The sequence below is a fragment of the Pseudomonas sp. LABIM340 genome, from assembly GCF_040017195.2.
Taxonomy (GTDB): Bacteria; Pseudomonadota; Gammaproteobacteria; order Pseudomonadales; family Pseudomonadaceae; genus Pseudomonas.
On sequence record NZ_CM200227.1, the window covers coordinates 4142963 to 4169476 of the forward strand.

23 protein-coding genes are annotated in these 26514 nt (G+C 65.7%); 8 read left to right on the plus strand and 15 right to left on the minus strand.

The window, feature by feature from the left end; genetic code table 11:
• Positions 1 to 45: 45 nt before the first annotated feature.
• Positions 46 to 735: a GNAT family N-acetyltransferase gene (locus ABKS89_RS18810; protein WP_138214887.1), complete on the plus strand. Its 690-nt coding sequence runs from the start codon at positions 46 to 48 to the stop codon at positions 733 to 735.
• A gap of 105 nt (positions 736 to 840) precedes the next feature.
• Complete coding sequence (locus tag ABKS89_RS18815) at positions 841 to 1227, plus strand: GFA family protein (protein WP_138214629.1); 387 nt, start codon at positions 841 to 843, stop codon at positions 1225 to 1227.
• Positions 1228 to 1372: 145 nt separating this feature from the next.
• Here the strand turns inward: ABKS89_RS18815 and ABKS89_RS18820 are convergent, their stop codons facing one another.
• The 11 genes from ABKS89_RS18820 to ABKS89_RS18870 form a co-directional block, all read right to left on the minus strand.
• Entirely contained in the window at positions 1373 to 3007 is a 1635-nt protein-coding gene (locus ABKS89_RS18820; protein WP_518300954.1) for a mechanosensitive ion channel domain-containing protein, read from the minus strand.
• A gap of 168 nt (positions 3008 to 3175) precedes the next feature.
• The gene (locus tag ABKS89_RS18825; protein WP_138214888.1) at positions 3176 to 5686 is read right to left on the minus strand and encodes a fused MFS/spermidine synthase; all 2511 of its coding nucleotides are present in this window, start codon (positions 5684 to 5686) and stop codon (positions 3176 to 3178) included.
• 124 nt (positions 5687 to 5810) lie between these two features.
• Positions 5811 to 7385: an arylsulfatase gene (locus tag ABKS89_RS18830; protein WP_138214631.1), complete on the minus strand. Its 1575-nt coding sequence runs from the start codon at positions 7383 to 7385 to the stop codon at positions 5811 to 5813.
• A 108-nt stretch (positions 7386 to 7493) separates the two neighbouring features.
• Positions 7494 to 8492, minus strand: coding sequence for an HAD family hydrolase (locus ABKS89_RS18835; RefSeq protein ID WP_348586561.1), 999 nt, complete (start codon positions 8490 to 8492; stop codon positions 7494 to 7496).
• A gap of 13 nt (positions 8493 to 8505) precedes the next feature.
• Positions 8506 to 9828: a hypothetical protein gene (locus ABKS89_RS18840; protein ID WP_348586562.1), complete on the minus strand. Its 1323-nt coding sequence runs from the start codon at positions 9826 to 9828 to the stop codon at positions 8506 to 8508.
• Positions 9825 to 11399, minus strand: coding sequence for a vWA domain-containing protein (locus ABKS89_RS18845; protein WP_348586564.1), 1575 nt, complete (start codon positions 11397 to 11399; stop codon positions 9825 to 9827). Before ABKS89_RS18845 ends, ABKS89_RS18840 begins: the two co-directional genes overlap by 4 nt.
• The gene (locus ABKS89_RS18850) at positions 11399 to 12406 is read right to left on the minus strand and encodes a VWA domain-containing protein (RefSeq protein ID WP_348586565.1); all 1008 of its coding nucleotides are present in this window, start codon (positions 12404 to 12406) and stop codon (positions 11399 to 11401) included. The genes ABKS89_RS18845 and ABKS89_RS18850 overlap by 1 nt, the downstream gene beginning before the upstream one ends.
• Positions 12393 to 12890 carry a DUF4381 domain-containing protein gene (locus ABKS89_RS18855; RefSeq protein WP_348586567.1) on the minus strand — a complete coding sequence of 166 codons (498 nt, stop codon included), beginning with the start codon at positions 12888 to 12890 and terminating at the stop codon, positions 12393 to 12395. Before ABKS89_RS18855 ends, ABKS89_RS18850 begins: the two co-directional genes overlap by 14 nt.
• The gene (locus tag ABKS89_RS18860; RefSeq protein WP_138214637.1) at positions 12887 to 13828 is read right to left on the minus strand and encodes a DUF58 domain-containing protein; all 942 of its coding nucleotides are present in this window, start codon (positions 13826 to 13828) and stop codon (positions 12887 to 12889) included. Before ABKS89_RS18860 ends, ABKS89_RS18855 begins: the two co-directional genes overlap by 4 nt.
• 10 nt (positions 13829 to 13838) lie before the next feature.
• A complete protein-coding gene (locus ABKS89_RS18865) occupies positions 13839 to 14819 on the minus strand; it encodes an AAA family ATPase (protein ID WP_348586569.1) in 981 nt (326 codons plus the stop codon).
• 210 nt (positions 14820 to 15029) lie between these two features.
• Positions 15030 to 15977 (minus strand): AraC family transcriptional regulator ligand-binding domain-containing protein, encoded by a 948-nt coding sequence (locus tag ABKS89_RS18870; RefSeq protein WP_138214639.1) that lies wholly within the window; start codon positions 15975 to 15977, stop codon positions 15030 to 15032.
• A 90-nt stretch (positions 15978 to 16067) separates the two neighbouring features.
• Here ABKS89_RS18870 and ABKS89_RS18875 point away from each other — a divergent pair, with 90 nt between their 5' ends.
• Complete coding sequence (locus ABKS89_RS18875; protein ID WP_348586571.1) at positions 16068 to 16934, plus strand: sterol desaturase family protein; 867 nt, start codon at positions 16068 to 16070, stop codon at positions 16932 to 16934.
• A complete protein-coding gene (locus tag ABKS89_RS18880; protein WP_348586572.1) occupies positions 16931 to 17527 on the plus strand; it encodes an NADPH-dependent FMN reductase in 597 nt (198 codons plus the stop codon). Before ABKS89_RS18875 ends, ABKS89_RS18880 begins: the two co-directional genes overlap by 4 nt.
• A 55-nt stretch (positions 17528 to 17582) precedes the next feature.
• On the opposite strand, the gene ABKS89_RS18885 is transcribed toward ABKS89_RS18880, so the two are convergent.
• The 3 genes from ABKS89_RS18885 to ABKS89_RS18895 form a co-directional block, all read right to left on the minus strand.
• Positions 17583 to 19682 carry a TonB-dependent siderophore receptor gene (locus ABKS89_RS18885; RefSeq protein WP_518300955.1) on the minus strand — a complete coding sequence of 700 codons (2100 nt, stop codon included), beginning with the start codon at positions 19680 to 19682 and terminating at the stop codon, positions 17583 to 17585.
• A gap of 287 nt (positions 19683 to 19969) precedes the next feature.
• Positions 19970 to 20500: an AAA family ATPase gene (locus ABKS89_RS18890; protein ID WP_348586576.1), complete on the minus strand. Its 531-nt coding sequence runs from the start codon at positions 20498 to 20500 to the stop codon at positions 19970 to 19972.
• A gap of 158 nt (positions 20501 to 20658) precedes the next feature.
• The gene (locus tag ABKS89_RS18895) at positions 20659 to 21480 is read right to left on the minus strand and encodes an SDR family oxidoreductase (RefSeq protein WP_138214644.1); all 822 of its coding nucleotides are present in this window, start codon (positions 21478 to 21480) and stop codon (positions 20659 to 20661) included.
• Between the two features lie 374 nt (positions 21481 to 21854).
• On the opposite strand from ABKS89_RS18895, the gene ABKS89_RS18900 reads away from it, so the two are divergent.
• Both ABKS89_RS18900 and ABKS89_RS18905 read left to right on the plus strand, forming a co-directional pair.
• Positions 21855 to 22862 (plus strand): AraC family transcriptional regulator, encoded by a 1008-nt coding sequence (locus tag ABKS89_RS18900; RefSeq protein ID WP_348586578.1) that lies wholly within the window; start codon positions 21855 to 21857, stop codon positions 22860 to 22862.
• Positions 22863 to 22874: 12 nt separating this feature from the next.
• Complete coding sequence (locus ABKS89_RS18905; protein ID WP_348586580.1) at positions 22875 to 23543, plus strand: NAD(P)H-binding protein; 669 nt, start codon at positions 22875 to 22877, stop codon at positions 23541 to 23543.
• A 99-nt stretch (positions 23544 to 23642) separates the two neighbouring features.
• Here ABKS89_RS18905 and ABKS89_RS18910 read toward each other — a convergent pair whose 3' ends face one another.
• Complete coding sequence (locus ABKS89_RS18910) at positions 23643 to 24623, minus strand: tetratricopeptide repeat protein (protein ID WP_348586582.1); 981 nt, start codon at positions 24621 to 24623, stop codon at positions 23643 to 23645.
• 331 nt (positions 24624 to 24954) lie between these two features.
• Here ABKS89_RS18910 and ABKS89_RS18915 point away from each other — a divergent pair, with 331 nt between their 5' ends.
• Together ABKS89_RS18915 and ABKS89_RS18920 are read left to right on the plus strand one after the other, a co-directional pair.
• Positions 24955 to 25464: a sigma-70 family RNA polymerase sigma factor gene (locus tag ABKS89_RS18915; protein ID WP_348586584.1), complete on the plus strand. Its 510-nt coding sequence runs from the start codon at positions 24955 to 24957 to the stop codon at positions 25462 to 25464.
• Positions 25461 to 26417 (plus strand): FecR domain-containing protein, encoded by a 957-nt coding sequence (locus tag ABKS89_RS18920; RefSeq protein WP_348586586.1) that lies wholly within the window; start codon positions 25461 to 25463, stop codon positions 26415 to 26417. The genes ABKS89_RS18915 and ABKS89_RS18920 overlap by 4 nt, the downstream gene beginning before the upstream one ends.
• Positions 26418 to 26514 lie beyond the last annotated feature (97 nt).

The following is a 26514-nucleotide window of genomic DNA, read 5'->3' on the forward strand; positions in this document are numbered from 1 at the left end:
GAGGTTACAATGGCGCCCACACCGATTCCCCGGAGCCCGCTGCAGATGTTCACCCTCGCCATCCTCGACACCTCTCCTCCCGAATCCCTGAAGAGCCAGGTGCTGCAGATGGTGGTGGACTATTTCAGCGACATCAGCCCGGTGCCGCTGACGCCGAGCAACCCGCTGTTCCAGCTGTACCAGTACGTGATCGGCTTCGAGGTGCACCTGTACCTGCAGGCCATGGACGGCTCCCCGGAAAGTCCCGCGCGCCTGATCCTCGCCCTCGACGACGAAGACCCGTCACAGGTACTGGGCTTCGCCCTCTACCTGCCGAGCCAGGACGACGCCGAGGCCTGCACCCTCGCCTACACCGCCGTCCAGACCAGCCACCGCCGTCGCGGCATCGCCCGTGCCATGCTGCTGAAGATGGTCGAACACCGTCCCCACGCCGAACTGGCCTGCGTGGCGGGCAAGGTGCCGGTCTTCGAGGCGATGGGCTTCCAGGTACTCGCCGCACAGGGGCCGCACGTGCTGATGAACACCCGCGACCACCGCTCCGACGGCATGGTCGCCGTGCAGGACCTGGCGCCGATCTACCAGTCCAAGGAGGTGCGGCAGATTCACACCTACCTGGTGAAACAGAACGGCAGCAAGGCGATGCGCGAGGCCGAGAAGAAACGCGACCGCCTGCTCGACCAGATGACCTGGCAGGCGCAGGAACTGGTGAAGGCGCGCTTCCCCACGCTCCACTGAAAGCAATCCACCGCCCGCGTGGCCGCACCTCGCCGGATCGGCTCTCCCTCTGTTGCACCCATGGCGCAGTCAGGCTGCCGCCCCTCATCAAGGAACGACGACATCATGGATGAGACCTTCCAGGGGAGCTGCCTGTGCGGCGCGGTCAGGTATGCAGCGACCACGGCACCCAAGGCTGTCAGCCATTGCCATTGCGGCCAATGCCGGAAAAGCCATGGAGCGGCCTTCGCCAGCTACGGCAGCGTGCCGCGCGGCGATCTGCGAATTCTGGCTGGCGCGGACGACATCCGATCCTATTCGTCGTCGGCCGGGGTGCTGCGCCAGTTCTGCGCCAACTGTGGCTCTTCCCTGTTCTGGTCAACAAGCCAGGGGGAGTTTTCCGATTGGATCTCGATCGCGCTTGGCACGCTGGACAGCGCCTTCGAACCAGCCCGACAGAAACATGTTCATGTCGGCAGCCGGGCCTCCTGGCTACGGTTTCAAGCGTCCTGATCTGACAATGCACAGCCGGTTCCGCGGTCAGCTAACGGCTGACATAGGTTCGGCGGCCGCAGAGGGTGGGCGACCAATACGGCAATCCCCCGCCTCCCCCAGTCTCTGCCACGACGACCGCTGACGATCGAAAACTGGCCTGACTCTAGTCAGGCCCTGGACTCTTTGCGGGTGCCGCGTACCAGTTTTCACGCGGCACCACCTTTTCCGCGTCAGGATCGCCCAGGTAGTGCGGCGACATGATCTGCACGCCGTATTCGTTGAACACGTCCTGGATGTGGGCATGCAGCATGCTCAGCAGTTGCGCCCGTGGACGCGGCTCGCTGGGGATGGCCTGGGCGACCAGCCGATACTCGGGATAGAAGTCCGATAGCGCCGTCTGAAACACGTAAGGCGATGGAACCTGCAGGATGCCATCCGTGCGCCGGGCCGCCTCGATGAGCATCGCTTCAACCTGACGCCAGGGCGTGTCATAGCCAATGGTGACCACGGTGTCGACGACATACCCCTGCCCCTGCACTATCCGCGAGTAGTTCTTGGTGACCGACCCGGTGATCATCGAGTTCGGCAGTGTCAGCACCTCTCCAAGGCCGGTGCGGATAGTGGTGTTGAACATGCCGACTTCCGTCACCGTGCCCTCGTGGTCGCCAATGCGCACGAACTCCCCGGCACGCAGCGTCCGCGAGTAGGTCAGGATCAGACCGGAGGCAGCCTGCCCCACCACACTGGAAGCCCCCAGCGAAATCATCAGGCCCACGAGCACCGACAGTCCCTTGAAAGCCTCGGTGCCCGAGCCGGGCAAGTAGGGATAGGCCATCACAACGGCGAACAGCCAGATGGCCAGCGAGGTCAGGCGCGTGGTGGGCTGCAGCGTCTCATCAGTCAACCAGCGAATGGTGCCAGGCCGTGACAGGCGCTCCAGCAGCCGCTTGCTGAACCCGCTGATGCCCCGTGCGATGAAGAAGATCATCACGGCGACCGCAATGCCCGGTATCGCGCTGACGATCCCGCTGAGCAGGTAATCCAGCAGCCGGAACAGGTAGACGTCGAGGCTTTCACCCCAGGGTCGGGTATAGGGGAACTGAGACAGCACATAGCTGAGCCATTCGTAGCTCAGCAGAAACACCACGGCCCAACAGATCAGCCAGATCAGCCGATCCGCCAGGTAGTACAGGTACTGCATGTCGAACAGCTGAAGCTGCCCCACCTTGATCTGCCGGGCGCGCTCGCGCATCAGTTGAGGCAGCCGCCCACGCAGCTTGCGCCGGAGGAAATGCACCAACCGCAGCAGCAACACGTACAGGACGGTGGCGACAGCGGAGTACCCCAGGGCCTTGAGCAGGAATCGAAGGCTGCGGGCCTGGCCGGTCTCCTCCACCACCACCTTGAGGTTCCCGGCAGCCCGTGCCGCGGCCTCCTGCACGGAGCCCTCCGGCGACTCGAGGTCCTGCGGCGAAACGATGAAGGCACGCCGGCCGCCCAGCAGCACCATGTAGCTGTGGAGGATGGGGGCGGTACTGACTTGCAGGTCGTCAGTCCCTTGCAGCACGTCCTCGATCACGGCCTTGGCCCGTTGCTGCCGGCCCGCCGGCGTCTCACCCAGCAAGGTCGCGCGGAACACGACGATGCTGCGGTTGGCGATCTTCAGCTCCACGGGGTCAGCGGCGACACCCTCGGTTGCATCGGTACCTGACGCAGGTTCAGCGCAGGCCGCAGCCGCATAGGCCAACCCCAACACGACAAGCATCAAGCTGAGCCTTGCGCCGATCCAACGCCCCATCCCATCGCTCCTTGGAAGCACGGCCAACCTGCCGAGAACAAACTGAATCAAGAGTAGCCAGCTTCTGAGGGGTCAGAATAGGGAGACAATATCTGTCGTACGATGGTCCGCTTTGGGCCGACAGCAACAAGCCGCGCAGCGCTGCTATCGGCCAGACACCGGCCGCCCTCAAGGCGCGCCGAGGAACCAGCGGTAATAGGGGTTGTCGCCATCGTCCAGGGCCACCTGCCGGGCATCGCGCGCCCAGGCCTGGCGGTCGCCGCGGTAGGCGTGCAGGCTCAGGTCGTAGAAGCGTCGCAGCCTCTGCCAGCCATCGTTGACCGAGGCCTGGACCGAAGGCAGCGCGTTCTCCAGCGGTGGCGCCGTGCGCAGGGCCAGCAGTGCTGGCAACACGCGGGCGATCTCCTTCGAGCGCACCCAGGGCGCGTACTCGATGCGCGGATGATCGTCGGTTACCGGCAACGCATCGCCTGCGTAACGCTCCAGCCCTGCCCGGTCAGTGACCCAGGTGGCCAGCAGCGCTTCGACCGAATCGACTCCAACCTCCCCCAGCGCGGCGGCGACCTCCGGTTGTTCGAAGCGCTGGCGGATGGTCGTCACATCCAGGCGCAGCGGCTGCAGCGAGCCCACCAGCAGCATCTCGTGAAACTCCGTGGTCCACAGCGTGGCGTAGGGGAAGACGTCGATGAAGCTGCGCACCAGCGAGCGGCTTTCCTCGTCGTTCTGCGTCGGCAACGGCAGCCACTGGGCCACCACGCCGCCCTCCTCCAGGCGCGAGGCCGCGAGCTGGTAGAAGTCACGGGAGTACAGGTTGACCACCCCTGCGGCCGAAGGCGGCGGCGGCTCCAGGGTGACCATGTCGTAGCGCTCGGCGCTGCGCAGCAGCTCGCGGCGGCCATCGCGCAGACGGATGTCCAGGCGCGGGTCGTGGATGGCGTCGAAGTTGCCCTTGAAGCTCGGCGCTGCGGCCAACACTTCCGGCAGCAATTCGGCCACCACCGGATGCTGCAGGTCGCGGTAGCGCAGCATGGCGCCGGCAGTGATGCCGGTGCCGAAACCGATCACCAGCGCCGATCGCGGCTCGCCGTTGTGGATCAACAGCGGCAGCAGCGCCTGCAGGCGCATGTAGCGCAGCGACGGCATGGCATCGCCGGTATTGGAGACGCCCTGGATATACAGGCGGTTGAAACGGTTGTCGCCCCTGCCCTGCTCGATGACCGCCACGGTGCCGCCGCGGCCCTCGGCGTAGAAGCCGATCCGGCCGTTGCGTGCGCCCGGCATCAGCTCGGCCAGGTGCCGCGACGGCGTCAGGGCGCCGATTGCCACGGCAAGCACCGCCACGGCGACGACGCCAACGCGCAGCTTCCTGCTCACGCCTTCGCCACGCCAGACGGCCAGCAGGCCGATGACGGCGGCCAGCGTCCCGAGCACGGCCAGCGTGCGCACCAGTCCCAGGCCGGGGACGAGAACGAAGCCGGTCAGGATGACCCCGACGATGCCGCCCAGGGTGTTGAGCGCCACCACGACGCCAACGTCCCGGCCCACATGGTTTCGATCCACCGACAGCCGCAGGGCGATGGGGAAAGCGGCGCCCAGCAGGGTCGTCGGCAGGAACACCACACACAGCGCCGCCACCGCGAAGCGCGCGCACATGCCCGCCAGCTCGCTGCCACCGGCTTGCATCACCAGCCATTCGACGCGGGTCTGCAGGCCGATCAGCCAGGTACCGAGACCGGCGATCTGCGCAATGGCCAGCAGCCCCGCCGCGGCGATGAGCAGGCCGAACAGGCCCCAGGGATCACGGATGCGGTCAGCGCGTCGGGCATACAGGGCGCTGCCCAGCACCAGCCCGCAGAGGTAGGTGGCCAGCACCACCGCGAAGGCGAAGGTGCGGGTGCTCATGAACTGGACGATGGATTGCGTCCAGACCACCTCGTACCCCAGCGCCACGCCACCAGCGACGCAGTACAGCGCTATGGCCAGGCGTGCGGCACGGCTACGCGGACCGGTGGCCGGCGCGTCATGCGCTGTGGCCCGCACCGCAGGCTGGCGGATCAGCAGCGCCCCGGCGGCGGCGAACAGGTTGAACAGAGCCGCCGCGCAGGCGCTGCCCAGCACGCCCAGCCAGGGCAGCAACACGAAGGCAGCCAGCAGCGTGCCGGCGATGGCGCCTGCCGTATTGGCGGCGTACAGGCCACCACCGGCGCGGCCCATCTGCCCTTCAGCGGGCTCCAGCGCGCGCACCAGTACCGGCAACGTGCCGCCCATGAAGAACGCTGGCACACCCACCAGCACGAACGGCAGCGCCCAGGCCAGGGCGCCGAACGCGTCTTCCAGGAAAGCGAAGGCGCTGGCGGCATTGGCCAGCGCGATGGTGGCGGCTACCGCCAGTAGCGCCACCAGGAATTCCAGTCCGGCATACAGCCGCAGTGGCCGCTCCAGGCGATCCGCAAGACGACCGAAGGCCAGGCCACCCAGGGCCAGCCCGGCGAAGAAGGCACTGATCGCGGTGGTGACGGCATACACCTCCACCCCCACCACCAGGGACAGCTGCTTGACCCACAACACCTGGAACACCAGCGCCGAACCGCCCGAGGCGAACAGCAGCAGTGCCGGCACCCAGGCTGCAAGTCCGGGCTGCGAACGCAACTGAGTCGGGGTGGCGCGACGGGTGTTCATCGGGGACGAGCTGACCGCTGGAAGCATCGAATCAACCTTGTCTGACAGTGAAACCCCCGCGATAGCCGGGCTATCGCGGGGGATGAGTCGGGCGCCCGAATTCGGGCGCCCCGGTTACCGATCACTACTTGGCGCCCTGCTTCATCTTCGCTTCGATCTTCGCGTCAACTTCCTTGCGGATCTGGTCGATGCTGAAGCTGGCCGGGCGTTGGCTCGGCGGATAATCGACGAAGGTCTGCAGGAAGGCCGCTGCCTTGCGCGTACCCTGGAACAGCAGGTAGTCGTTCTTGGTCAGCCAGTCGTAGTACTGGTCGGAGACCACGTCCGCCCGCTCGTAGGGGTCCATGCGCAGGTTGAACAGCTTGGGTACCCGCAGGCAGGTGAAGGGCTCGCTCCAGACCTGCAAGCCGCCAGGGGCGCGCTGTTCGCACCAGACGATCTTCCAGTTGTCGAAGCGCATGCCCACCAGCTCGGCCTCGTCGTTGAAGTAGTAGAACTCCTTGCGCGCACCCTTGTCGGTCTTGCCGGTCAGGTAATCGAGCTGGTTGTAGCCGTCCAGGTGCACCTTGTAGCTCTTGCCGCCCACATCGGCACCCTTGAGCAGACGCTCCTTGATGTCGGTGTCGCCAATCGCAGCCAGCAGGGTGGGGAACCAGTCCAGCCCGGAGAACATCTGCGTGGAGACGCTGCCCGGCTTGATGTGGTTCGGCCAGCGGATCATCGCCGGCACCCGGTAGGCGCCCTCCCAGTTGGAGTTCTTCTCGTTGCGGAACGGCGTGGTTGCCGCGTCCGGCCAGGACCACTGGTTCGGCCCGTTGTCGGTGGTGTAGACGACGATGGTGTTGTCGGCGATCTTCAGGTCATCCACCGCTTTGAGCAGCTTGCCGACGTCGCCGTCGTGCTCGAGCATGCCGTCGGCGTAGTCGTTGCCCGGCATGCCGCTCTGCCCCTGCATGGACTCGCGCACGTGGGTGAAGGCGTGCATGCGCGTGGTGTTCATCCAGACGAAGAACGGCTTGTCCGCCTTCACCTGCTTGTCCATGAAGTTGATCGCGGCCTGGGTGGTGTCGTCGTCGATGGTTTCCATGCGCTTGCTGGTCAGCGCGCCGGTGTCCTCGATCTTGCCATCGGCGGTGGAGTGGATAACCCCGCGCGGTGAGGCAGCCTTGACGAAGTCCGGGTCATCCTTGGGCCAGTAGGGACGCTCGGGCTCCTCCTCGGCGTTGAGGTGATACAGGTTGCCGAAGAACTCGTCGAAGCCATGCTTGGTCGGCAAGTACTCGTCCTTGTCGCCCAGGTGGTTCTTGCCGAACTGCCCGGTGGCGTAACCGTGAGCCTTGAGCGCCTGGGCGATGGTGACGTCGCGGTCCTGCAGGCCAACCGGAACGCCCGGCATGCCTACCTTCGACAGGCCGGTGCGGAGGATCGACTGGCCGGTGATGAAGGTGGAGCGGCCGGCGGTGCAGCTGTTCTCCGCGTAGTAGTCGGTGAACATCATGCCTTCCTTGGCGATGCGGTCGATGTTCGGCGTCTGGTAGCCGACCACGCCAAAGGCGTAGGCGCTGATATTGGTCTGGCCGATATCATCGCCGAATATCACCAGGATGTTCGGCTTGTCCGCCGCACTGGCGATCGAGCACCCCATTATCGCCGTCGCCGCGAGGGCGAACCGCGATATCCATCTTCCCGTGCGCTTCATTGGTGTTTCTCCCTTCCAGTTACTCATCGTTTGCCACGACTGCGTCACTGGAGATGCCGACTACCTGGCTGGAAATCCCCGTGTCCCTGCGGTTTGCCTGTTGGCTTGCTATTGGTCGAACGGATAGATCCGCTTCCACTCCCTTGCCATGTCCACTACTACCCAGTCCTTGTTCTTCGCCATGTCGAGCGCCTTGTCCAGGTGCCCGACCTTGCTCTGCCGGTCATAGGCCCACTCGCGTTTTTCATCGGTGTGGTGCACCAGGCCGGCGAAGCGCAGCCCCTGGCCTGCGGTGGTCCATTGCAGCATCTGCAGGTCGCCATCGGAGTTGCCGAAGGCCAGGATCGGCCGCCGGCCGATGATGCTGTCGATGCTCTCCGGCTTGCCGGGGCCATCGTCGTTGTGCACCAGCTTGGGCAGGCGCTGGATCGACAGCTGACCGTCGCGGTCCTCGAAGCGGCTGCCCAGGGTGGTGCCGATCACCTGTTCGGGCGGAATGCCGTAGACCTCTTCGGCGAACGCACGCATGAACGCCACCTCGCCGCCGGAAACGATGTAGGTCTTGAAGCCATTGGCGCGCAGGTAACCCAGCAGCTCCAGCATCGGCTGGAAGACCATCTCGGTGTAGGGCTTGTGGCTGCGCGGATGGCGGGCGCTGGCCAGCCAGCTGCGCGCATTGGCGATGAATTGCTCGGTGCTGACACCCGAATGGGTGGCGGCGACTATCTCCAGGATGCCCTGCATGCCACTGTCGGCCAGGGCCTTGTGGTCGCCTTCGAGCACCGCCTTGAACGGCTGTTTCTCTTTCCATTCCGGGTGCTGCGGTGCCTGCCGTTTCACTTCGTCCAGGGCGAAGAGCACCTGGAAGTACATCGGCTGCTCGCTCCACAGCGTGCCGTCATTGTCGAACACGGCGATGCGCTCGGCCGGCGGCACGAAGTCCTTGCCGCCCTCCCGGGTCACCGCCTCGACGAAGGCGACGATGGCCTGCCGCGAGGGTCCGTCGTTCCACGACGGCAGTGCGTCTGCGGCACGGACCAGGAACGGCACGCCGAGGAGCAGCAGGAGCATCCAGCGGGCCAGTGGTTGAGCGAGTGTCGAAGGCATGTCACATCCCTGGTCACGGATTCAAAGGTTTGAGGGCATGGGCCGGCAAGCTCGTCGGCTCGCTCGTGCCCAGTTCCCGGCGAATATCCGGCAACGCCCGGATCAGTGGCCCCGGCCCCGCGCCGGGCTGCACGCCCGGACGCCCGTAGCGGCCCCTGAGGAACGCTAGCAAAGGATTGGAGGATTTGACGGAGCGTTCAGGAATCGCTGCACTCATTTCACGACAACCGTTCGTCCGACGAAGCCACAGATACAGCGCCCCCACCTGCGGCGGGTCGCCTTCGAGCTGCTGGCGGACCTGTCGCCAGGCGTATGCAGGCGACTCTCGCCAGGCCTGGCGGCGGCGTTCGAACGCACCCAGTGCAGCCCTACGCAACGGACCACCCCAGGTGCGCAGCGCATAGGCAAGCGCCGCCAGCAGCACCAGCGCGCCGGCCAGTGCCAGCCAATGGCTGGCGATACGCACCTGCGCCCGACGGCCCAGTTCGCGCAGATCGTCACTGATCGAGAATGGCGCCTGGTACACAGCCGCCCCGCTGGCCGACAGCTTCAATGCGGGGGCGGAGACCGACTGTTGTTCGCCGCTGTCCGCTGCCCACCAGGACAGCTCGATGGCAGGAAGCTGGAAGTCGCCGGCGCGGGTGACCACGTAGGTCACCGCGTCCATTCGTTCGCCGCCCAGCACGCCGCCACGACCATCGCTCAGGGGCTGCACGGTCGGCGCTTGCAGGTAGCGGCGCAGGCCATCGACGTCGATGAATGCCGGTGCGGGAATCAGCATCGCCTGTGCACCCTCGGCGCGGACATGCACCTTGCGCGTCACGCTGTCCCCCACGCGCAGCGGTTCATGGGAGGCCGCAAGTTCCTGGCTGATGGTCACCCGGTTGGCCACCAGGCGCTGCGCCGATTCGCTACCCGCGCCGGCGGGCTGGCGTGCCGTGAAGTGCAGCGGCTGGCTGTGCACCTGCACCGGACCACTGCCCTGCCCCGGCTGCACCTGGATATCCAGCGGCGGGATAGCGAAAGCGCGCGCCGACTGTGGAGTGATCTGGTAATGGAAGCGCAGGCCGAAGAAGGTCTTGCCGTCGATCTTCTCGGTCAGGTGCGTGGCCTCGCTGGCCGGCTCGGAGACCACTGCGCCGGCCAGCTTGAGCGGCGGCAACTGCGGCGGCTGGCTGAACCAGGTGTCCACCAGCAGGTCGAGCTGCAGGTTGAGCGTGCCGCCCACCATCACCGAATCTCCCGGCAACAGCTGGGCGCGGACCCTCACCTCGGGCTCGGCGGCGAAGCCGAGCAGCGGCAGGCACAGCAGCAGGATGGCCAACAAGTGCTTCATGAGCCCGCCCCCGCCGCCGCGTCCTGCAGCATGAACTTGCGGCGCAGGAACTGCGCCGGCGAGGTGCTCAGGTTGTTCAGCCACTGCTCGTCCGACTCGGCCTGGGCGCCCTGACGCGGCACGTCCTTGCCCTTGCCGGTGGTGTTGTCGAAGACCTCCTGGTCGGGCTTCTCGTCGGGCGGGCCAGCCTCCTGCTGGTCCTCGCGATCCTTCTGCAAGGCCAGCGCCAATGCCAGGTTCGCCGTGGCCTGCGGGAACTGAGCCTGGCGTGCCAGCGCCTGGCGATAGGCACCGATGGCCTGGTCGAATTTCGACAGGCGCACGTAGGTGTTGCCCAGGTAGAAGTACGCCTGCGCCGTGTCCAGCCGGGCGAAGCTGGCCAGTGCCAGCGGGTAGTCCGCCGCCTGGTAAGCGGCCAGGCCTTTCCAGAAGGGATCGCGGAACTGCGCCGCCGCCTGCGGGTAGTGCCCGTGCTCGAACGCCCAGCGCCCCTGCTGATCGGCAGTGAAGAAGGCATCGGCGAGCACGCCGGCGCGCGCCGGCTGCGGCAGTCCGCCCAGGCTGGCGGCGAGCAGCAGCGCGCTCAGCCAGTGCACCTTCCAACCCTTGCGCACACTCAGCAGCACGAGCAGCAGCAAGGGCCAGCACAGCCAGTAACCGGCATCCTTCCAGTGCAGTTGTCGCTCGTCGCCCTGGGCGGCCTGGAAGTGCTGCTGGGCATGCAGTTCGATCCAGTCCAGGTCGTCGTCGTTGAGGGTCAGGCTGCCCAGCGGTGCGTCCGCGGCGTCCGCCAGACCCTTCAAGCCTTCAGCATCGAAAGTGGCGAGCAAGGGGCGGCCCGCGGAGTCCTGCTGGCCACCGGCGAGCAGGCCGCCATCCTGGCTGCCGACCGCCAGCACCAGCACCTGCAGATCGCTGCCGCGCAGCGCCTCGTCGATGGCGTCGAACTGTTGCTTGTCGGCGCCATCGGTGAGCAACACCAGCGTGCCCGGCGAGTGCTCGGCGGCCAGCAGTTGCACGGCCTTCTCGATGGCACCCAGCGCATCCTTGCCGTCGCGCTGAATCAGGCCGGGCGACAGCGCCTGCAGGAAGCTGTCGAGCAACGCCGCGTCCTGGGTCGCGGGCAGCACCAGGTGAGCGCTGCCGGCGTAGGCGACCAGTGCCGTGGGGCTCCCCGGCCGGCGGGCAATGAGATCGTGCAGCTTGTGCTTGGCCGCCTCAATGCGCGAGGGCGGGACATCGTTGGCGGCCATCGACGGCGACAGGTCCAGCGCCAGGATCAGCGGCGCGCGGTTCTCCAGGAAAGCCGGGCGATCCTGTTCCCAGGTGGGCCCGGAAGCGGCCACACCGCCGATCGCCAGCACGGCGCCGAGCAATTGCACCGGGCGCACGCGGTGCGGGTCGACCGGGGTGATCAGCAGATGCTGCAGCAGGTGCGGCGCGATAATCCCGTCGAGGCGCCGCGCCAGGTCGTGGCGACGGCTCCAGAGCAGCGGCAGGAGGATGCCCGGCAGCAGAAGCAGCAGCCATACCGGGCGGAGGAAATGGAAGGCGCTGAGATCGATATCCATCAGCCCTCCGCTTCCTGGCCGGCCTGCGCTGCACGCGGAACGGCCAGCCGGCCGGCGATGGCCGCCATTACATGGGCCGCCAGCAGCAACAGCAGCGCGGCGCCCAGCGGCAGCCAGAACAGGTCGCGCTTGGGCTGGTGGCTCAGGGTCTTCACCTGATGCGGGGTGATCTGGTCCAGCGTCGCGTAGACCGCCTGCAAAGCCTCGCGATCGCCTGCGCGGAAGAAGCGTCCGCCAGTGGTCCGGGCAATATCGCGCAAGGTCTGCAGGTCCACCTTCGACTCGCCGCTGGCCTCGGGGTCGCCGATGCCGATGGTGTGCACCACCACTGCGCGCTCGTGAGCCATGGCAGCGGCGTGAGCCGGCGTGATGGCGCTGCCGGTGTCGTTGCCGTCGGTGAGCAGGATCAGCACCTTCTGCTGCTCCGGCGCCTTTTCCAGCAGTTTCAGGGTCAGGCCGATGGCGTCGCCCAACGCCGTATTGGGCCCGGCCATGCCGATGCCCACTTCGTCCAGCAGCATCAGCAGGCTGGCGTGGTCCAGGGTCGGCGGCGACTGCGCGAAGGCGCCGGTGCCGAAGACGATCAGGCCGATGCGGTCATCCTTGCGCTGGCCGATGAAGTCGCGCACCACGCCCTTGACGATGCTCAGGCGATCGACCCGGTTGCCCGTGGCATCGCGGTAATCGCTGGTCTCCATGGACTGCGAGATGTCGATGGCCAGCATCAGGTCGCGGATCGGCTGCACGCGCTGGATGGGTTTTTCCACCAGCACCGGGCGCGCACAGGCGAGCAGCACCAGCGCCCAGACCAGCAGGTTGAGCGGCAACTGCCAGCGCCCGCCAGCGGCGCCGCCACGGCTCGGCTCCTGGCCTGCGGCGTGGCTCATGGCAGCAAAGAACGGCACGCGCAGGGCACTGCGCGATTCGCGGTAGGCCGGCAGGTAACGCCAGGCGAGCCAGGGCAAGGGCAGCAGGAGCAACAGCCAGGGGTACTCAAGCTGCCACATGGTGCACCTCGATCCATTGCCGGCAGGCCACCAGCAAGGCCTGCGCGTCCGGCTCGCCGAGGGCCTGGATACGCGTATCCGGGGCGTAGGCCAGCAGTGCCAGTTGCCGTTCCAGGTCGACCGGTAACGCCGCCACGCTGCGCTGTTGCAGAAAGGCCTGCCAGTCGGCGCCACCCAGGGGCGCCGAGGCCGCACCATCGGGCATCGACAGCGCGACCCGCTTGACCAGCATCGGCAACTGGCGCAAGGCGGCCAATCGCCGGGAAGGCTCCGTCATGGCGGCACTGAGTTCGTCGAGCATGACCAGCGCCTCGCGCCGGTAACGGTCGCGCCGCCAGCGCCGATAGCGCCAGAGCACTGCCGCCGCCACCAGCAACAGCAGCACCAGCGCCAGCACCACCCAGGCCCAGGTCTGCGGCCAATAGCTGACCAGCGGAGGCGGCGGCGCCAGCTCCTGGAGTTGATCGATGCTGGGAGCGCTCATCGTGCCAGGCGCCCGAGTTCGCCGCGCAGCTGCTCCAGAGCATCGCGCCCGCTGCTGAACATCATCAGCGGCACCTGGCTGCGGCGCAGCAGCGTCGCGACGTCCTTGAGCCGCCCGGAAAGAAACTCCCCCAGCGGCCGGTGCACCTGGCGCCGGCCCACCTCCAGTTCGACCTGCAGCTCGCCTTGAGTCACCGTCACCCGGCCCTTGTCAGGCAGCTTGATGGCGATGGGATCGAAGACCTGCAGGGCCAGCACATCGTTGTGCGCGCTCAGTTGCCGCAGCAGTTGCAGCGTCTGCTCGGTGACGCCGGCGAAGTCGCTGATGATCACCACCAGGCTGTCGTGGCCGGCCACGCCCAGGCACTGACGCAGTACGCGGTCCAGCTGCCCCGGTGAGTCCTCGTCGCTGCGTGTGGCGTGCAGCGCATGGTTGTGCCGGACGACGGTCGCGCACAGCGCCTCCACCCTCGATCGGCTGCGCAGGGGGCGGATGTACTCGATGTTACGGTCGCCGAACACCAGGCCGCCGACCCGGTCGCCGGCCTGCAGCGCCATCCAGCCACCCAGTGCTGCAAGCTCGGCGGCGAGCACCGACTTGAAGCTGCGTTTCGAGCCGAAGTACATGCTCATGCGCTGGTCCACCAGCAGCAGGGTCGGCCGGTCGCGTTCCTCGGTGTAGCTGCGCACGAAGGGCTTGCCGTAGCGCAGCGAGGCGCGCCAGTCCAGGTGACGCAGGTCGTCGCCGGGATTGTACTGGCGCAGCTCGTCGAAGCTCAGCCCACGCCCGCGCAGGCGCGCCGCATGGCTGCCGGAAAGGATGCTGGAAAGCGGTTGCCGCGACACAAAGCTCAGACCGCGCACGCGGTGCTCCAGCAGCATCAGCTGCTGCAGCGACGCGTAGACATGACCATCGGCAACCGGCTGCGATTCGGCCATGGATGCCTCCTCAGGCCGGGATCGCCACTTTGTCGAGCAGCCGGTCGATCACCTGATCGGCCGCCACGCCATCGGCAACGGCGTCATAGGACAGCAGCAGGCGATGGCGCAGGACGGGATGCACGACGGCGCGCACATCGTCGGGGGTGACGTAGTCGTTGCCCGCCATCCAGGCGTGGGCGCGCGATACCCGGTCCAGGCTGATGCCGCCGCGCGGGCTGGCGCCGACCTTCAGCCAGCGGGCCAGATCGGCGTCGTAGTCGGCAGGACGGCGCGTGGCGTGTATCAGGTCGATGAGGTAGCGGTCGATGGCTTCGGAAACATGCACGTCGCCGACTTCCTGGCGGGCGGCGAACACGGCTTCCTGCGCGAGCGGCGTGACGGCCTCGGGCGCCGCTCCGGACTGCTGGCTGCGCTCCTCGGCGCGCACCAGTTGCAGTACGCGGGATTCGTCCTCGACCCGTGGATAGTCGATCAGCAGCTTCATCAGGAAGCGGTCCATCTGCGCCTCGGGCAGCGGGTAGGTGCCTTCCTGCTCGATCGGGTTCTGCGTGGCGAGCACCATGAACAGCCCCGGCATGCGGTGCGTCTGCCCGGCCACTGTGATCTGGCGCTCCTCCATGGCTTCGAGCAGCGCCGCCTGGACCTTGGCCGGCGCGCGGTTGATCTCGTCGGCGAGGATGACGTTGCCGAACAGCGGCCCGGGCTGGAATTTCAGCTGGTTGCCCTGCTCCGTCTGCTGGAGGATTTCCGCTCCGGTGATGTCCGAGGGCAACAGGTCGGGAGTGAACTGGACGCGGCTCATCCGCGCATCCAGATGCCTGGACAGCGCCTTGACGGTGCGGGTCTTGGCCAGCCCCGGAAGGCTTTCCAGAAGCACATGACCATTGGCCAGGAGCCCGAGCAGGATATGCCGGACGGTTTCTTCCTGACCCAGTACCTGCGCCGATACGGCGGCTTCCAGAGCGGCAATCTGCTCACGCGTGGACACGGCTTGTTCCTTGTTCCGTCGATTCGGTTTCCTTGCCGATGGCGTGCTGGAGCTGCTCTCCAGACACACTGCCGTGCCACCGCTTGCGGGGTAACTGTAGCAACTGTGAGACGCCGCGCCATGGTGGCACCTGTCGTGAAATGAGCGGGGCGCCAGAAAAGAAAGCCCAGCTGCGCCCAGCTATGCGCGACTACATCCCGCCAGCGTCGATTACCCGTGCTCGCGCCACCGACGGCGGGCATGCTGGTAGGCGTCCTGGTCGCCATAGCCCAGGCGCGTGGCGATCTCGCCCGCGGCCAGCCCCTGCAACTCGAAGTGCTGCTCCAGCTCACCGCGCACCAGATCGAGCAACTGACGGAAGCTCAGCCCCTGTTCTTCCAGGCGCCGGCGCAAGGTCCGGGCACTCTGGTGCAGGGCCGCGGCCTGCTCCTCCAAGCCCGGCACCCGCCCCTCGGCGAGGGCCCGGCGCATGTTCCGCGCCAGCTTCCCGGCCCAGCCGCTTAGCTGGCGCTGGCGTCCGAGGCGGCGCTCCAGTTCCTGGCAGATGATCTCGAGCATGCCGGCATGGCGGCTAAGCAGCGGCAGGGCCAGGTCGTCCGTGGCGTAGTACAGCCGATTGCCGTGACTGCCGAACTCGACCGGTACGCCGAATGCCTCGGCGTACTGTGCGTGATAGGCGGGACGCGGGTGGCTGAACTCTACCCGCGACGGCGTGATGCCGCGGCCAGTGGCCTCGCGCATCACGGTGAGGCTCATGACGAAATAGTGCTCGACAGTGAAGCGGGCGAGATCACCGGGGGCATCGATCATCACCTCCACGCCGGCGCCGTGGTCGTCCTCGAGGTAGTCGATGGTGTCCATGTCCGAGGCCAGCCGCCCGTAGCGCGCCCAGAGCTGCAGGGCCTCGCCGGCGCTGGCGCAGTAGCCGGCGGAGAGCGCCAGAATGTGCCGGTCCTGCGTCGTGAAATGCTCGAACAGGCGCAGGCCGATGGCGGGGTCATGCTGCTGCGCCTCGGCCAGCAGCTCTTCCAGGGCGACCATGCTGTAGTCACCTTCGCGGTGCCGGCAAATGCCCTGCAGGTAACGCTCCAGCACCAGCCCCAGCGAGCCGCGGTGGTAACGCTGAGGATTGGCCACTTCTCGGGGATTTCTGTCCATTTCACGCCTGACGCGGGCCGGGCCCTTGTTTTCTTATTGTGCTTGCCGCGCCCCGAGGGGCAACCAAGAAGCTGACAAGAAGAGAGTGCCATGAACTCTGAACTGCTCGCCAATAATCCGACCCCCGTGGTGGTCGCGATCTTCATTGCCTTCATGCTGCTGGAAATGGCCTGCGCCCGCTTCCGCCAGCCCACTTCCCGGCGCCGCGACACCATGCTGGAAATCTTCGGCTCGGGCATCCTGCTGCTGATCACCTTCCCGCTGATCCTGTTCACCACCAACCACCTGCTGGGCCACTTCGCCCCGCAACTGCAGGGCCGCCTGGCGGACCTGCCGTGGTACGCCGCCCTCGGCCTGTTCCTGGTGCTCGACGACATGACTCAGTACTGGTGGCACCGCCTGACCCATCGCGTGCCCTTCCTCTACGCCCTGCACCGCGCGCACCATTCGGCGCCGTACATGAGCATCCGCATCGTCTATCGCAACAACAGCTTCTACTACCTGCTGATGCCCGGCATCTGGCTGACCAGCGCGCTGGTCTACCTGGGGCTGGCCAACTTCTACTACGGCTACCTGATCGTGAAGATGCTGGTGATCTTCGGCGCGCACAGCAGCGTCGCCTGGGACGACAAGCTCTACAACATCCGCGTACTGCGTCCGCTGATGTGGCTGCTGGAGCGGACCATCTCCACACCCTCCACCCATTCGGCGCACCACGGCCTGAACGCCGAGGACGGCGTGACGAACTACAAGGGCAACTTCGGCAACCTGCTGTTCTTCTGGGACGTGCTGTTCGGCACCGCGAAGATCACCCGCCGCCGGCCGCCGGCCTATGGCATCGAGGACATGCACCCGGTGAGCTGGCAGCAGGAAGTGTTCTGGCCGCTGGTGCGTGATACCCAACCACAGACACAGTCGCAGTCGCAGTCGAAAGAAGTAGCGGAGATCGCCCGATGAACCTGAACGTCACCCTGATCGCCGGCTCCAGCCAGGCATCCAGCCAGTCCGCCAAGGTCGCCCGCTACCTGGCCGAGCGCCTGCAGGCGCTGGAAATCTGCACCAGCGTCAGCGTCGTCGACCTCGGCCGCACTCCGCTGCCGCTGTGGCCGGCGCCGATCGAAGACCAGGCCTGGGTGGAACAGACCGGGCAACTGCAGCGCGCCGACGCCCTGGTGGTGATCTCCCCCGAGTGGCACGGCATGGCCTGCCCTGCCCTGAAGAACCTGTTCCTCTACGCCGGCTACTCCGAACTGGCACACAAGCCGGCGCTGCTGGTGGGCGTGTCGGCGGGCCTGGGCGGCTCCTACCCGCTCTCCGAGCTGCGCGCCTCCAGCTACAAGAACTCGCGCATCTGCTACCTGCCCGAGCAACTGGTCATCCGCCAGGTCGATCAGGTCCTGAACACCGTCGAACCCACCGGGGAAGACGACCTGCGCATCCGCCGCCGAGCCGACTGGGCGCTGCGGGTGCTGAGCGAATATGCCCATAGCATGAGAGGCCTGCGGGAGCGCATTCAGCTGGAGCACCGCGACTTCCACAACGGGATGTAGCTGTCCCTGAGATGGGGTCGGGGCCGCACGTCGCGGACCCGACCCCGTGCGCCCGTCAGTACTTCCAGGTAACCGACGCGGTGAGGTTGCGCGGTGCGCCGTAGTTGGAAGTGCTGCCGCTTTCCAGCGAGAGCAGGTACTTGCGGTCGGTGAGGTTGTTCAGGTTCAGCGAGGTGCTCCAGTTCGAGTCGATGTCGTAACTGGTCATCAGGTCGACCAGCGCGTAGGCGCTCTGGCGCACCGCGCTGTAGCTGTCGCTTTCGACGCCGCTCTGCCAGCTGACGCGCGAGCCGACCTTGACCTGCGGCAGGCCCGGCAGGCGGTAGGTCGCGGAGCCGCGCACGGTGTGCTTGGGCACGTACTTGCGGGTGCGGTCGCCATTGTCGTCATCGATGCGCACATAGGTGTAGCCGGCCAGCAGGTCCAGGCCGGGCAGCGCCTCACCGGAGGCCTGCAGCTCGACACCGTGGCTCTTGTTGTCCACGCCGTTGTAGACGTAATGGCCATCGACGTAACCGGCGTACTCCTGGACGTTGCGCTGGTCGGTCTTGAACAGCGCGGCGCTGACACTCATGCGGCTGTCCAGCAGGTTGCCCTTGATGCCGACTTCCTTGCTGGTGCCTTCCAGCGGGTCGAGCAGGCCACCGTCGGTGCCGATCACGTACTGCGGGGAGAAGATCCGCGTCCAGCTGCCATAGACCGCCCATTCCGGGTTCAGGTCGTAGACCAGGCCGGTGTACGGGGTGACCTTGCCGTGCTCGCGGGTGTCGTGCGCGGCACCATAGCTGTCACCGCTACCGTCGGCACTGAGCATGCGCGCACCGACGATCCAGTGCAGGTCATCCATCAGGCTGAAGCGCGCACCGGCGTAGACGCTCTTCTGCGTATCCTCGAAGTTCTGCGCGTTGGTGGTGTCGTTGGTGTAGGGCATGGCCGGGCGCGGCAGATTGCCGGCCAGGGCATCGGACAGGTTGGCACTGTAGTAGCCGTTCTCGCCGATGGTGTTGGCGCTGGCCTTGAGGTGGGTGCGGCCATAGTTCACGCCGAGGGTCAGCTCATGCTCGCGGCCGAGCAACTGGAACGGACCGGAGAGCTGGCCTTCACCGATCACCTGATGCTGGGTGCTGGCGGTCTGGTTGGAGTAGGCGGTGCCGGCGTCGTCGGTGATGCCGTAGAGGTAGAACAGCTGGGTGTCCTGGTACTGGGTGATGCCGGTCAGCGTGAGCTTGCCGTTCCAGCCGTTGCCGAAATCGTGGTTCAGCTCGGCGAAGGCGCGCTGGGTGTGCAGGTTCCAGTAGGTCCAGTCCTGGCCGACGCTGGAGCTGCGGCTGCTGTAATGGATCGGGTTGCCGCTGCTGTCCACCAGCGGCAGGTTGCCCCAGGTAGTGCCGTTGGAGTCGGAGTTGTGCTGGGAGAAACCGACCGTCAGGGTGTCGGCAGCGGACAGGTCGAAAGCCAGCAGGCCAGCGGCGACGTTGACCTCGTGGCTGTAGCGGTCGAGCCACGAGTTGCCCTTGTCGTGGGCGTAGATGAAGCGGCCGCGCACATTGCCGCTGTCAGTCAGCGGGCCGGAGACATCGGCCTCCACCCGGCGGTTGTCCCATGAACCGACGCTGCTGCCGACCCTCGCCTGGAAGGTATCGGTGGGACGCTTGCGCACGAAGTTGACCGTGGCTGACGGATTGCCGGTGCCGCTCATGAGGCCATTGGCGCCGTGGAGCACGTCGATCTGCTCGTACTCGGCCATGTCCTGGCCGCCGCCCAGCAGCGTCTGCGCGAACGGCAGGCCCATGCCGTCGTACTCGAAGGTGTCGATCTGGTAGCCGCGCGAGGTGAAGATGGTGCGATCGGTCTCGAACTGCTCCACGGTCACCGTGGGGGCCGAACGCAGCGCATCGCGCACGTCGTTGAGGCCGAAGTCATCCATCTGCTGGCGGGTGATGGTGGTGACGCCCTGCGGCGTCTCCTGGTCGGTCAACTTCATCCGCGTGGTGCTGCGCGACGCTTTGGTCTGATAGCCCTCGCTGGGTGCGTCGGAGCGATCGGGGGCCTGGATCACGCTGTCGGACATGTTCAGTACATCGTCCGCGGCATATGCCGCAGGCATCGCGCTGCAGGCTCCGGTGAGCAACAGAGCGGAGAAACGGGGTTTCATGGAGGACGGCCTTGTGTCTGGAATTGGCAGGTAGTGATTATTTGTCGCAAATGGTAATACATCCCATTTGCTAATTTCTCCTGTATTTCCTTTCTATCGTGTATCGCCGCTGGTACACGACCTTTGCGTGGCCCCGCCGAGGTAGTGCGCGGCGGCTGGTGGATGCATCGATGCACCGGTCGTTGCTGAGCAGCGGACGACCAGTTCCTCGACGATTGGGAGAGACAGCTGTCTTTAGCGGACCTCTGCCAGCCATTGGCCAGGTCGGTGCGCTAACCGGCTCCCGATCACTCGCGAGACCTGCCACTCCCACCCTGACAGTTGGCCAGGACAAAATCGGCGCGAGCGGAAACCGTATCGCAGGGCAGCATGACCGCTTGGTATCCGGCATCCAGATAGGCCCGCCGGACGCGTTCACAGTTGCGCAAGGCCGTTTCGAGGCTGTGCCGGCGGTCAGCGTCGTTCTCGTAGATTTCAGGCCATGGCGGCGCGAGAAAGAGCCGGTCGTAGCGATTGGTGGCGAGAGGAGCCACCGGCAGATCACCGCCACGCGCGGTGATCGCCACGACCGCATCGACGATGCCCCGGTCAAAAAAGGTGAGCCCTTGCGCCGCCTCATGGTCAGTCACGGACATGGCCAGCGCGCGCCGCCCGAAGGCCTCTGCATCAACCCAGGGCAATGCGCTTCCTTCACCCGCGCGCTCCTGCGCAATGATGCGCCGGCCGGGCTCCTCGACGACGGCGTACCCGCGACGTGCAAGCTCGGCCAGCAGCGTTGACTTGCCAGCGCCCGAACACCCCGAAATCACCACAAGCATGCTAGCCCCCGCCCTGCCCCGTCGTGCTGCACTGTGCCTTTCCTTCAGCGGCCAATGCTGCTTTTCCAATCTGCCACGACCACCGGAAAAACCTATGGCGGGAGGTATGGCCCCAACCGCCATGAGGTGGACACGCATCCGCGTTTCTCGTCGGTCTGTCAGAGTCCCAGCTGACTGCGCAGGTGCGCGAGGTACTCGGGATCGCTCATCTGCTGGCGCGCAGCAATGATCTGCCGGGCGTCTTCACCAGCGATGTAGCGCAGCTGGCGGGTTCCATCGGTAGCCGCATCCCACACGGTTTTCGCCACGATGACCGGATCGGAACCGCGGGCAACGAGAGTGCCGAACGCCCCGGTTACAGCCTCGACGAACGCGTTGTACTCGGTGAGGCCGGGGTCGAGGTTCATGTCGAGCGAGGTAGTCGCAAAGTTGGTGTTGATCGCGCCAGGCTCGACCAGCTTGACGGTCACCCCGATCGCAGCGAGCTCGTGGGAGAGCGCCTCGGTCATTCCTTCGACGGCGAATTTCGAGCCGTGGTACAGCGTGCCGAGCGGGAAGGTAATCTTTCCGCCCATGGACGAGATGTTGATGATCAGTCCTTCGCCACGCTGGCGAAAGTGCGGGAGGATCGACTGCATCGCCAGCATGGTACCGATGACATTGACCTCGTACTGCCTGCGCATCTTGTGCTCGGGTGTTGCCTCCAGCAGCCCGTAGGAGCCGTATCCGGCATTGTTGAGCAGGACGTCGATCCTGCCGAAATGCTCGATCCCGGCAGCGATGGCCGAGTCGATGCTGGCCTTGCGGGTAACGTCGAGTTCGGTGACCAGCACATTGTCGAGCGCATTGAGTTCCTGGTCCCCTTCCGGGTTCGAGCGAACTGTCGCCACGACATTCCACCCGCGCTCCTGGAAGTACCTGGCGGTTGTGCGGCCTATGCCGCTGCTGCAGCCGGTGATGAGAATGGTCTGGCGGGTCATGGCGTTTTTCCTCGAGCACGCGGGCTCAAAAGTCGTTCGTGCGGCAGCAGTCGCGGATGGCGCCCAATCGGGCGGGCACGCCACATCCACAGCGGCCGGTTGGCTGAACAGCGTCGTGGCGAGGTACATCCCCTCACATAGCGACGTTGTGCTGCTCACTCTAAGAAGCCGCCTGTGACCGGGCTCTAGCAATACACGCCATTGTTCAGGGGAACGACGCCAGTCCACGTCGAGGCGCACACGTCCGATACTGGCGCCGTTCGATGTCCGGATGGCGCACTTTGCATGAGAAAAAGTCTTCCACCTTTCTATACTCCGTGTGCGTTTCGAAGGGGCTGCGTCCCCCCCTGCTGAGTGACGATGGAATCCCGACGGTGCAGAACAAGACCTTTCCCATGAACATCGGCTGGCAGACCCTGCTGAAGGATCTTGGCCTGCAGCCTGCTCATGTATTGCGTCGTGCCGGCCTTCCGGACGACTTGCTTTCCCGTGGAGCGCCGGGACTTTCCCCGGAGGACTATTTCCGCTTCTGGTGCGCGCTGGAGGTCGAAGCCGGCGACGCCCTGTTTCCCTTGCGCCTCGTCGATACGCTATCCGCCGAGACCTTCGACCCGCCCCTGTTCGCCGCCCTTTGCAGCGCCAATCTCATGCAGGCCGTGCAGCGTCTCGCCAAGTACAAGCAACTCGTGGCGCCCATGCGGTTGGAAGTAGACGTTGGCAAGGAAGGCGAACTGACGCTGACGCCTCACTGGCTATCCGTGCAGGCCGAAGTGCCGTATTCGCTGCAGGTAGCCGAGATCGCGTTTTTCCTGCGCCTGGCCCGACTCGCGACCCGCGAGCCGGTCAAAGCGCTTCGTGTGGCGCTTCCGCAATTACCGCTCGGCGCCCATGTCCGACGCTACGAGAGCTTCTTCGGCGCCCCCGTCGAACAGGGGGCGAGTCCGTGCATCACATTCGCCGCCGTGGACGCCTTGCGCCCCTTTCTTACGGTCAACGAAAACATGTGGCGGGTGTTCGAGCCGGACCTTCGCCGCCGGCTCAGTGAGCTCGACGCGACAGCGACCACGGCAGACCGCGTGCGTGCGGTACTCCTGGAACTGCTGCCGGGCAACGCCGCGACCATCGAGAAAACCGCCGTGCGCCTTGGCATGAGCAAGCGTACGCTGCAGCGCCACCTCGAGGGCGAAGGGGAAAGCTTTCGCGCCCTGGTCAATGCCACCCGCGAAAACCTCGCGCGTCACTATCTGGCGAAAACCACCTTATCGGGCGGGGAGATTGCCTTCCTGCTCGGCTTCGAAGATCCCAATTCCTTCTACCGCGCATTTCAGGACTGGACCGGGCAGACGCCCGACAGCGCCCGACATGCCATGCGCCTGAACTGAGGAGCCGCAAACGTGCCCACCCCCGACGATCAACGCAAAGTGCTGCTGGCCGGCGCCACCGGCCTTGTGGGAGGCCAGATACTCCAGGCACTGCTGGCGGACAGCTCCGTCTGCGAGGTGCATGCCCTGAGTCGTCGGCCGTTGAATCTCAGCCACCCCAAGCTTCAGGTTCACATCGTCGATTTCGGCCGCCTGCCCGTGCTGCCAGCGACCGACGAGGCCTACCTGGCGCTCGGCACCACGATCAAGGTCGCCGGCAGCCAGGCAGCATTCCGCGCTGTCGACCTGGACGCCAATCTGGCCGTGGCCAACGCCGCGCTCGCTGCGGGCACCCGGCGCGTGGGACTGGTCAGCGCAGCGGGCGCCGACGCGCAGTCCTCCGTGTTCTACAACCGCGTCAAAGGTGAGCTGGAGGACGCCCTCAAGGCGATGCAACTGACGGCGCTGGTGATCGCGCAACCCTCACTGTTGCTGGACTACCGCGATGGCCTGCAGCAACCGCCGCGCCTCGGTGAACAGCTGGCGATCCCGATCGCGAAGCTCCTGGGGCCGCTGATGCCAGGGAAATATCGGCCCGTCCATGCGCAGGCGGTCGCGCAGGCGCTGGTGAGGACCGTCCCTACGGCAGAAGGCGTGGTTTTGCTGGCGTCCAATGTGCTCGCCAGGTTGGGCAACAAGTAGTGAGCGAAGCCCGCGCATGGCTGGCGCAGGCCACTGATCCAGGCAGAAGCTATCCTCCCTTGAGGCTCCCGCGGCCACAAATGGGTTCCTGGAGAAGGTTCATTTTCCCGCAGCAGAGACCGCTGCCGCGGTTCCCAGCTTCGATTCAAGAAACTGGATCTGCTCTGTGTCGCCGGGGTTGACTTGCCGCAGTATTCGCAGTGCGTTGGCATAGGCATCGCCTGATCTGGATACGTCGCCCTGGGCCTCGTAAAGCCTCGCCAGATTGAAGTAGCGCAGAACCAACTTGGGGTGGTTCTCGCCAAAGGTGGCCAGGTCACTTGCCAGGGCCCTGTTCAGAAAGAGTGCGGCCTCGTCATATCTGCCCAGCCCCCGAAGGGCATCGCCAATATTGTTCCAGCGGACGGCGAGAATCGGATGTTGAGGCCCATACAGCCGTGTATCAATCTGCAATGCCCGCTGAAAGAGTGGCAGCGACGACTCGTAGTCGCCCTGCAGGTTGTAGGCATTACCGAGATTGTTTATCGCAACGGCAACCTGATGGTGGTCTGCCCCGAGCAGCCGCTCTCTTAATGTCAGATTCTTGCGCAGGTAAGCGAACCCCTCGTCAAACTGCCCCAGCTTGCTCAGTGTCGTGCCAAGGTTGTTGTAACTATCGGCAGTGCGCAGGTCGCTTTCGCCATATGCGGCGAGGCGCATCTCCAGGGACTTTCTGTAATAGCCAAGGGCAAGCTGGAAATTTCGCTGTCGCTCGTTGAAGTAGCCGAGATTGTTCCAGTAGTTCGCCTGTTGCTCGATCGATGCTTTGCCAGTCTTGCGGGAGGCTTCAAGTGCCTCCGAGACCAGGCGTATCGCAGTGTTGTCATCGCCCAGGACAGAAACCGACAGAGCCTTGATGTTCAGGGCCTCGCTATCATCCGGGGTCGCTTCCAGCACCCGGTCCGCCTCATGGATGGATGCTTGGTACTGCTCAGCTTCAAACAGGCTCAATGCTTTGTCGGTAGAGGCTGACAGGACCTCCGCGGAACCGAGCATCGTGAAGAGAAGCGAGCAGGGAAACAGTATTTTTCGAATGCGCATGACAGTCCTTGTGGCGTAGGACGACAGACTATCTTCTTGGCCCCGAACGGAACACTCCCGCCACGCCCTAGGACGTTGTGGGGCAACATGCCGGAACGCAGGAGGGGAGCTTCAGCACGACTTTTGCCGCTCATCGACAGCTGGGCGCCGGGACAGCAACAACCGTCTCTTCCAGGCTTTCATCAGTCGTCGCTCTGGCTCGGTAGCCGACGCCGGGCAAAGTCCACTTCCGGCCGGAATGGCTATTCATGCGGCCGCAGTTTTCAAGCAATCCCACATCCCGTATATTTGATAACGATTGTCGTTTGCAAATTGTTCTTAGGGGATTGCAATGCAGGGGGATTCGTCGCTGCAGGCGGTAGGGATGCTTTACCGCGACCATCATGGCTGGCTGCGTGGCTGGCTGCGCAAGCGCCTCAACGATTCCGCCGATGCCGCCGACCTGGCGCAGGACACCTTCGTTCGCGTGTTGATGGCCCGGAGCGCCGAGGCGATCCGCGAGCCCCGGCACTACCTGCAGACCATCGCCCGGGGCCTGGTCATCGACCTGTACCGCCGCCGCTCGCTGGAGCGCGCCTACCTGGAAGCGCTGGTGCTTCTGCCCGAAGCGGTGCAGCCGTCCCTCGAGGAACAGGCGCTGCTGCTCGAGGCGCTGCAGGAAATCGACCGGATGCTAGATGGCCTGGGGCCGAAGGTCCGGCAGGCCTTCATCCTTTCCCAGCTCGAAGGACTGACCTACAACCAGATCGCCGAGCGACTGGGCGTCTCCCTGCGCACGGTGAACAAGTACATGGCCAAGGCCATGGAGCACTGCTGCCTGGCCATGGCGGGCGTCCTGTGAACGACGCCCTGCAACCCAATGAACGGGAAGCCATCAGCGAAGCGGCCCGCTGGTACGCACGCCTGGCCAATGCGGCACCGGGAGACGGCGATCAGCGGGCCTGGCAACGCTGGCTGGCGGCCGACCCGATCAACCAGCGCGCCTGGCAGCGCATCGAATCGGTGAACCTGCAGATGGCCCGCGTGCCGGGTCGCCTGGCGGCTGCCACGCTGGCCTCGGCCGGGCAGTCCCGGCGCCAGGTGCTGCGCAGCTTCGTCGTGCTCGGCTCGCTGGGCGGCCTGGCCACCCTGGGTTGGCGCAGTGACGCACGCCAGCGCTACACCGCCGGCTACAGGACGGCGGTGGGCGAACGCCGCCACTTCACCCTGGCGGACGGCAGCCAGATGCAACTGGGCACCGACAGCGCAGTGGATGTGCTCTTCGATGCCAACCAGCGTCTGATCGTCCTGCGTGCCGGCGAAGTCATGGTGAGCACCGCGAGCGATGGTCTCGCCCGCCCCTTCCGCGTACGCAGCGCCGACGCCACCGTGCGCGCGCTGGGCACTCGCTTCAGCGTGAGCAGCTGGGGCAACGGAACCGAGGTGGCGGTACTGGAGAAAGCAGTCGAGGTCTCCGTACCCGGCCACGGGGCTCCCCTGCGCCTGGAAGCCGGTCAGCACACTCGCATCATCTCCGGCACCATCGAACCCGCACAGGTCAATGATGCGTCGGTTGGTGCCTGGACACAGGGCAGCCTGATTGCCATCGACCGCCCGCTGGGCGAGCTGCTGGAAGAGCTGGGGCGCTACCGTCACGGCTGGCTGAGGTGCGACCCGCGCATCAGCGGGCTGCGCATTTCCGGCGCCTTCCCGGTGGATGACACCGACCTCGCGCTCAGGGCCCTTGAACGCAGTTTCCCTGTCGCGGTGGTGTATCGCACGGGGTATTGGGTGACCGTGGCTCCGCGCGGCTGACGCCGGCGTGGAGGCGGGAAAAGATTTTTCCAATCACCGTGCACTTTCTTCGTCCCTGGTTCGGCTACTCCGGCATCAGTGACCCACTTGGTCACCA

What these genes read in the sequence shown, in the direction of transcription:
- ABKS89_RS18810 (WP_138214887.1), top strand. Translation starts at nt 46, where the DNA reads ATGTTCACCCTCGCCATCCTCGACACCTCTCCTCCCGAATCCCTGAAG.
- ABKS89_RS18815 (WP_138214629.1), top strand. Translation starts at nt 841, where the DNA reads ATGGATGAGACCTTCCAGGGGAGCTGCCTGTGCGGCGCGGTCAGGTAT.
- ABKS89_RS18820 (WP_518300954.1), bottom strand. Translation starts at nt 3,007, where the DNA reads ATGGGGCGTTGGATCGGCGCAAGGCTCAGCTTGATGCTTGTCGTGTTG.
- ABKS89_RS18825 (WP_138214888.1), bottom strand. Translation starts at nt 5,686, where the DNA reads ATGAACACCCGTCGCGCCACCCCGACTCAGTTGCGTTCGCAGCCCGGA.
- ABKS89_RS18830 (WP_138214631.1), bottom strand. Translation starts at nt 7,385, where the DNA reads ATGAAGCGCACGGGAAGATGGATATCGCGGTTCGCCCTCGCGGCGACG.
- ABKS89_RS18835 (WP_348586561.1), bottom strand. Translation starts at nt 8,492, where the DNA reads ATGCCTTCGACACTCGCTCAACCACTGGCCCGCTGGATGCTCCTGCTG.
- ABKS89_RS18840 (WP_348586562.1), bottom strand. Translation starts at nt 9,828, where the DNA reads ATGAAGCACTTGTTGGCCATCCTGCTGCTGTGCCTGCCGCTGCTCGGC.
- ABKS89_RS18845 (WP_348586564.1), bottom strand. Translation starts at nt 11,399, where the DNA reads ATGGATATCGATCTCAGCGCCTTCCATTTCCTCCGCCCGGTATGGCTG.
- ABKS89_RS18850 (WP_348586565.1), bottom strand. Translation starts at nt 12,406, where the DNA reads ATGTGGCAGCTTGAGTACCCCTGGCTGTTGCTCCTGCTGCCCTTGCCC.
- ABKS89_RS18855 (WP_348586567.1), bottom strand. Translation starts at nt 12,890, where the DNA reads ATGAGCGCTCCCAGCATCGATCAACTCCAGGAGCTGGCGCCGCCGCCT.
- ABKS89_RS18860 (WP_138214637.1), bottom strand. Translation starts at nt 13,828, where the DNA reads ATGGCCGAATCGCAGCCGGTTGCCGATGGTCATGTCTACGCGTCGCTG.
- ABKS89_RS18870 (WP_138214639.1), bottom strand. Translation starts at nt 15,977, where the DNA reads ATGGACAGAAATCCCCGAGAAGTGGCCAATCCTCAGCGTTACCACCGC.
- ABKS89_RS18875 (WP_348586571.1), top strand. Translation starts at nt 16,068, where the DNA reads ATGAACTCTGAACTGCTCGCCAATAATCCGACCCCCGTGGTGGTCGCG.
- ABKS89_RS18880 (WP_348586572.1), top strand. Translation starts at nt 16,931, where the DNA reads ATGAACCTGAACGTCACCCTGATCGCCGGCTCCAGCCAGGCATCCAGC.
- ABKS89_RS18885 (WP_518300955.1), bottom strand. Translation starts at nt 19,682, where the DNA reads ATGAAACCCCGTTTCTCCGCTCTGTTGCTCACCGGAGCCTGCAGCGCG.
- ABKS89_RS18890 (WP_348586576.1), bottom strand. Translation starts at nt 20,500, where the DNA reads ATGCTTGTGGTGATTTCGGGGTGTTCGGGCGCTGGCAAGTCAACGCTG.
- ABKS89_RS18895 (WP_138214644.1), bottom strand. Translation starts at nt 21,480, where the DNA reads ATGACCCGCCAGACCATTCTCATCACCGGCTGCAGCAGCGGCATAGGC.
- ABKS89_RS18910 (WP_348586582.1), bottom strand. Translation starts at nt 24,623, where the DNA reads ATGCGCATTCGAAAAATACTGTTTCCCTGCTCGCTTCTCTTCACGATG.
- ABKS89_RS18915 (WP_348586584.1), top strand. Translation starts at nt 24,955, where the DNA reads ATGCAGGGGGATTCGTCGCTGCAGGCGGTAGGGATGCTTTACCGCGAC.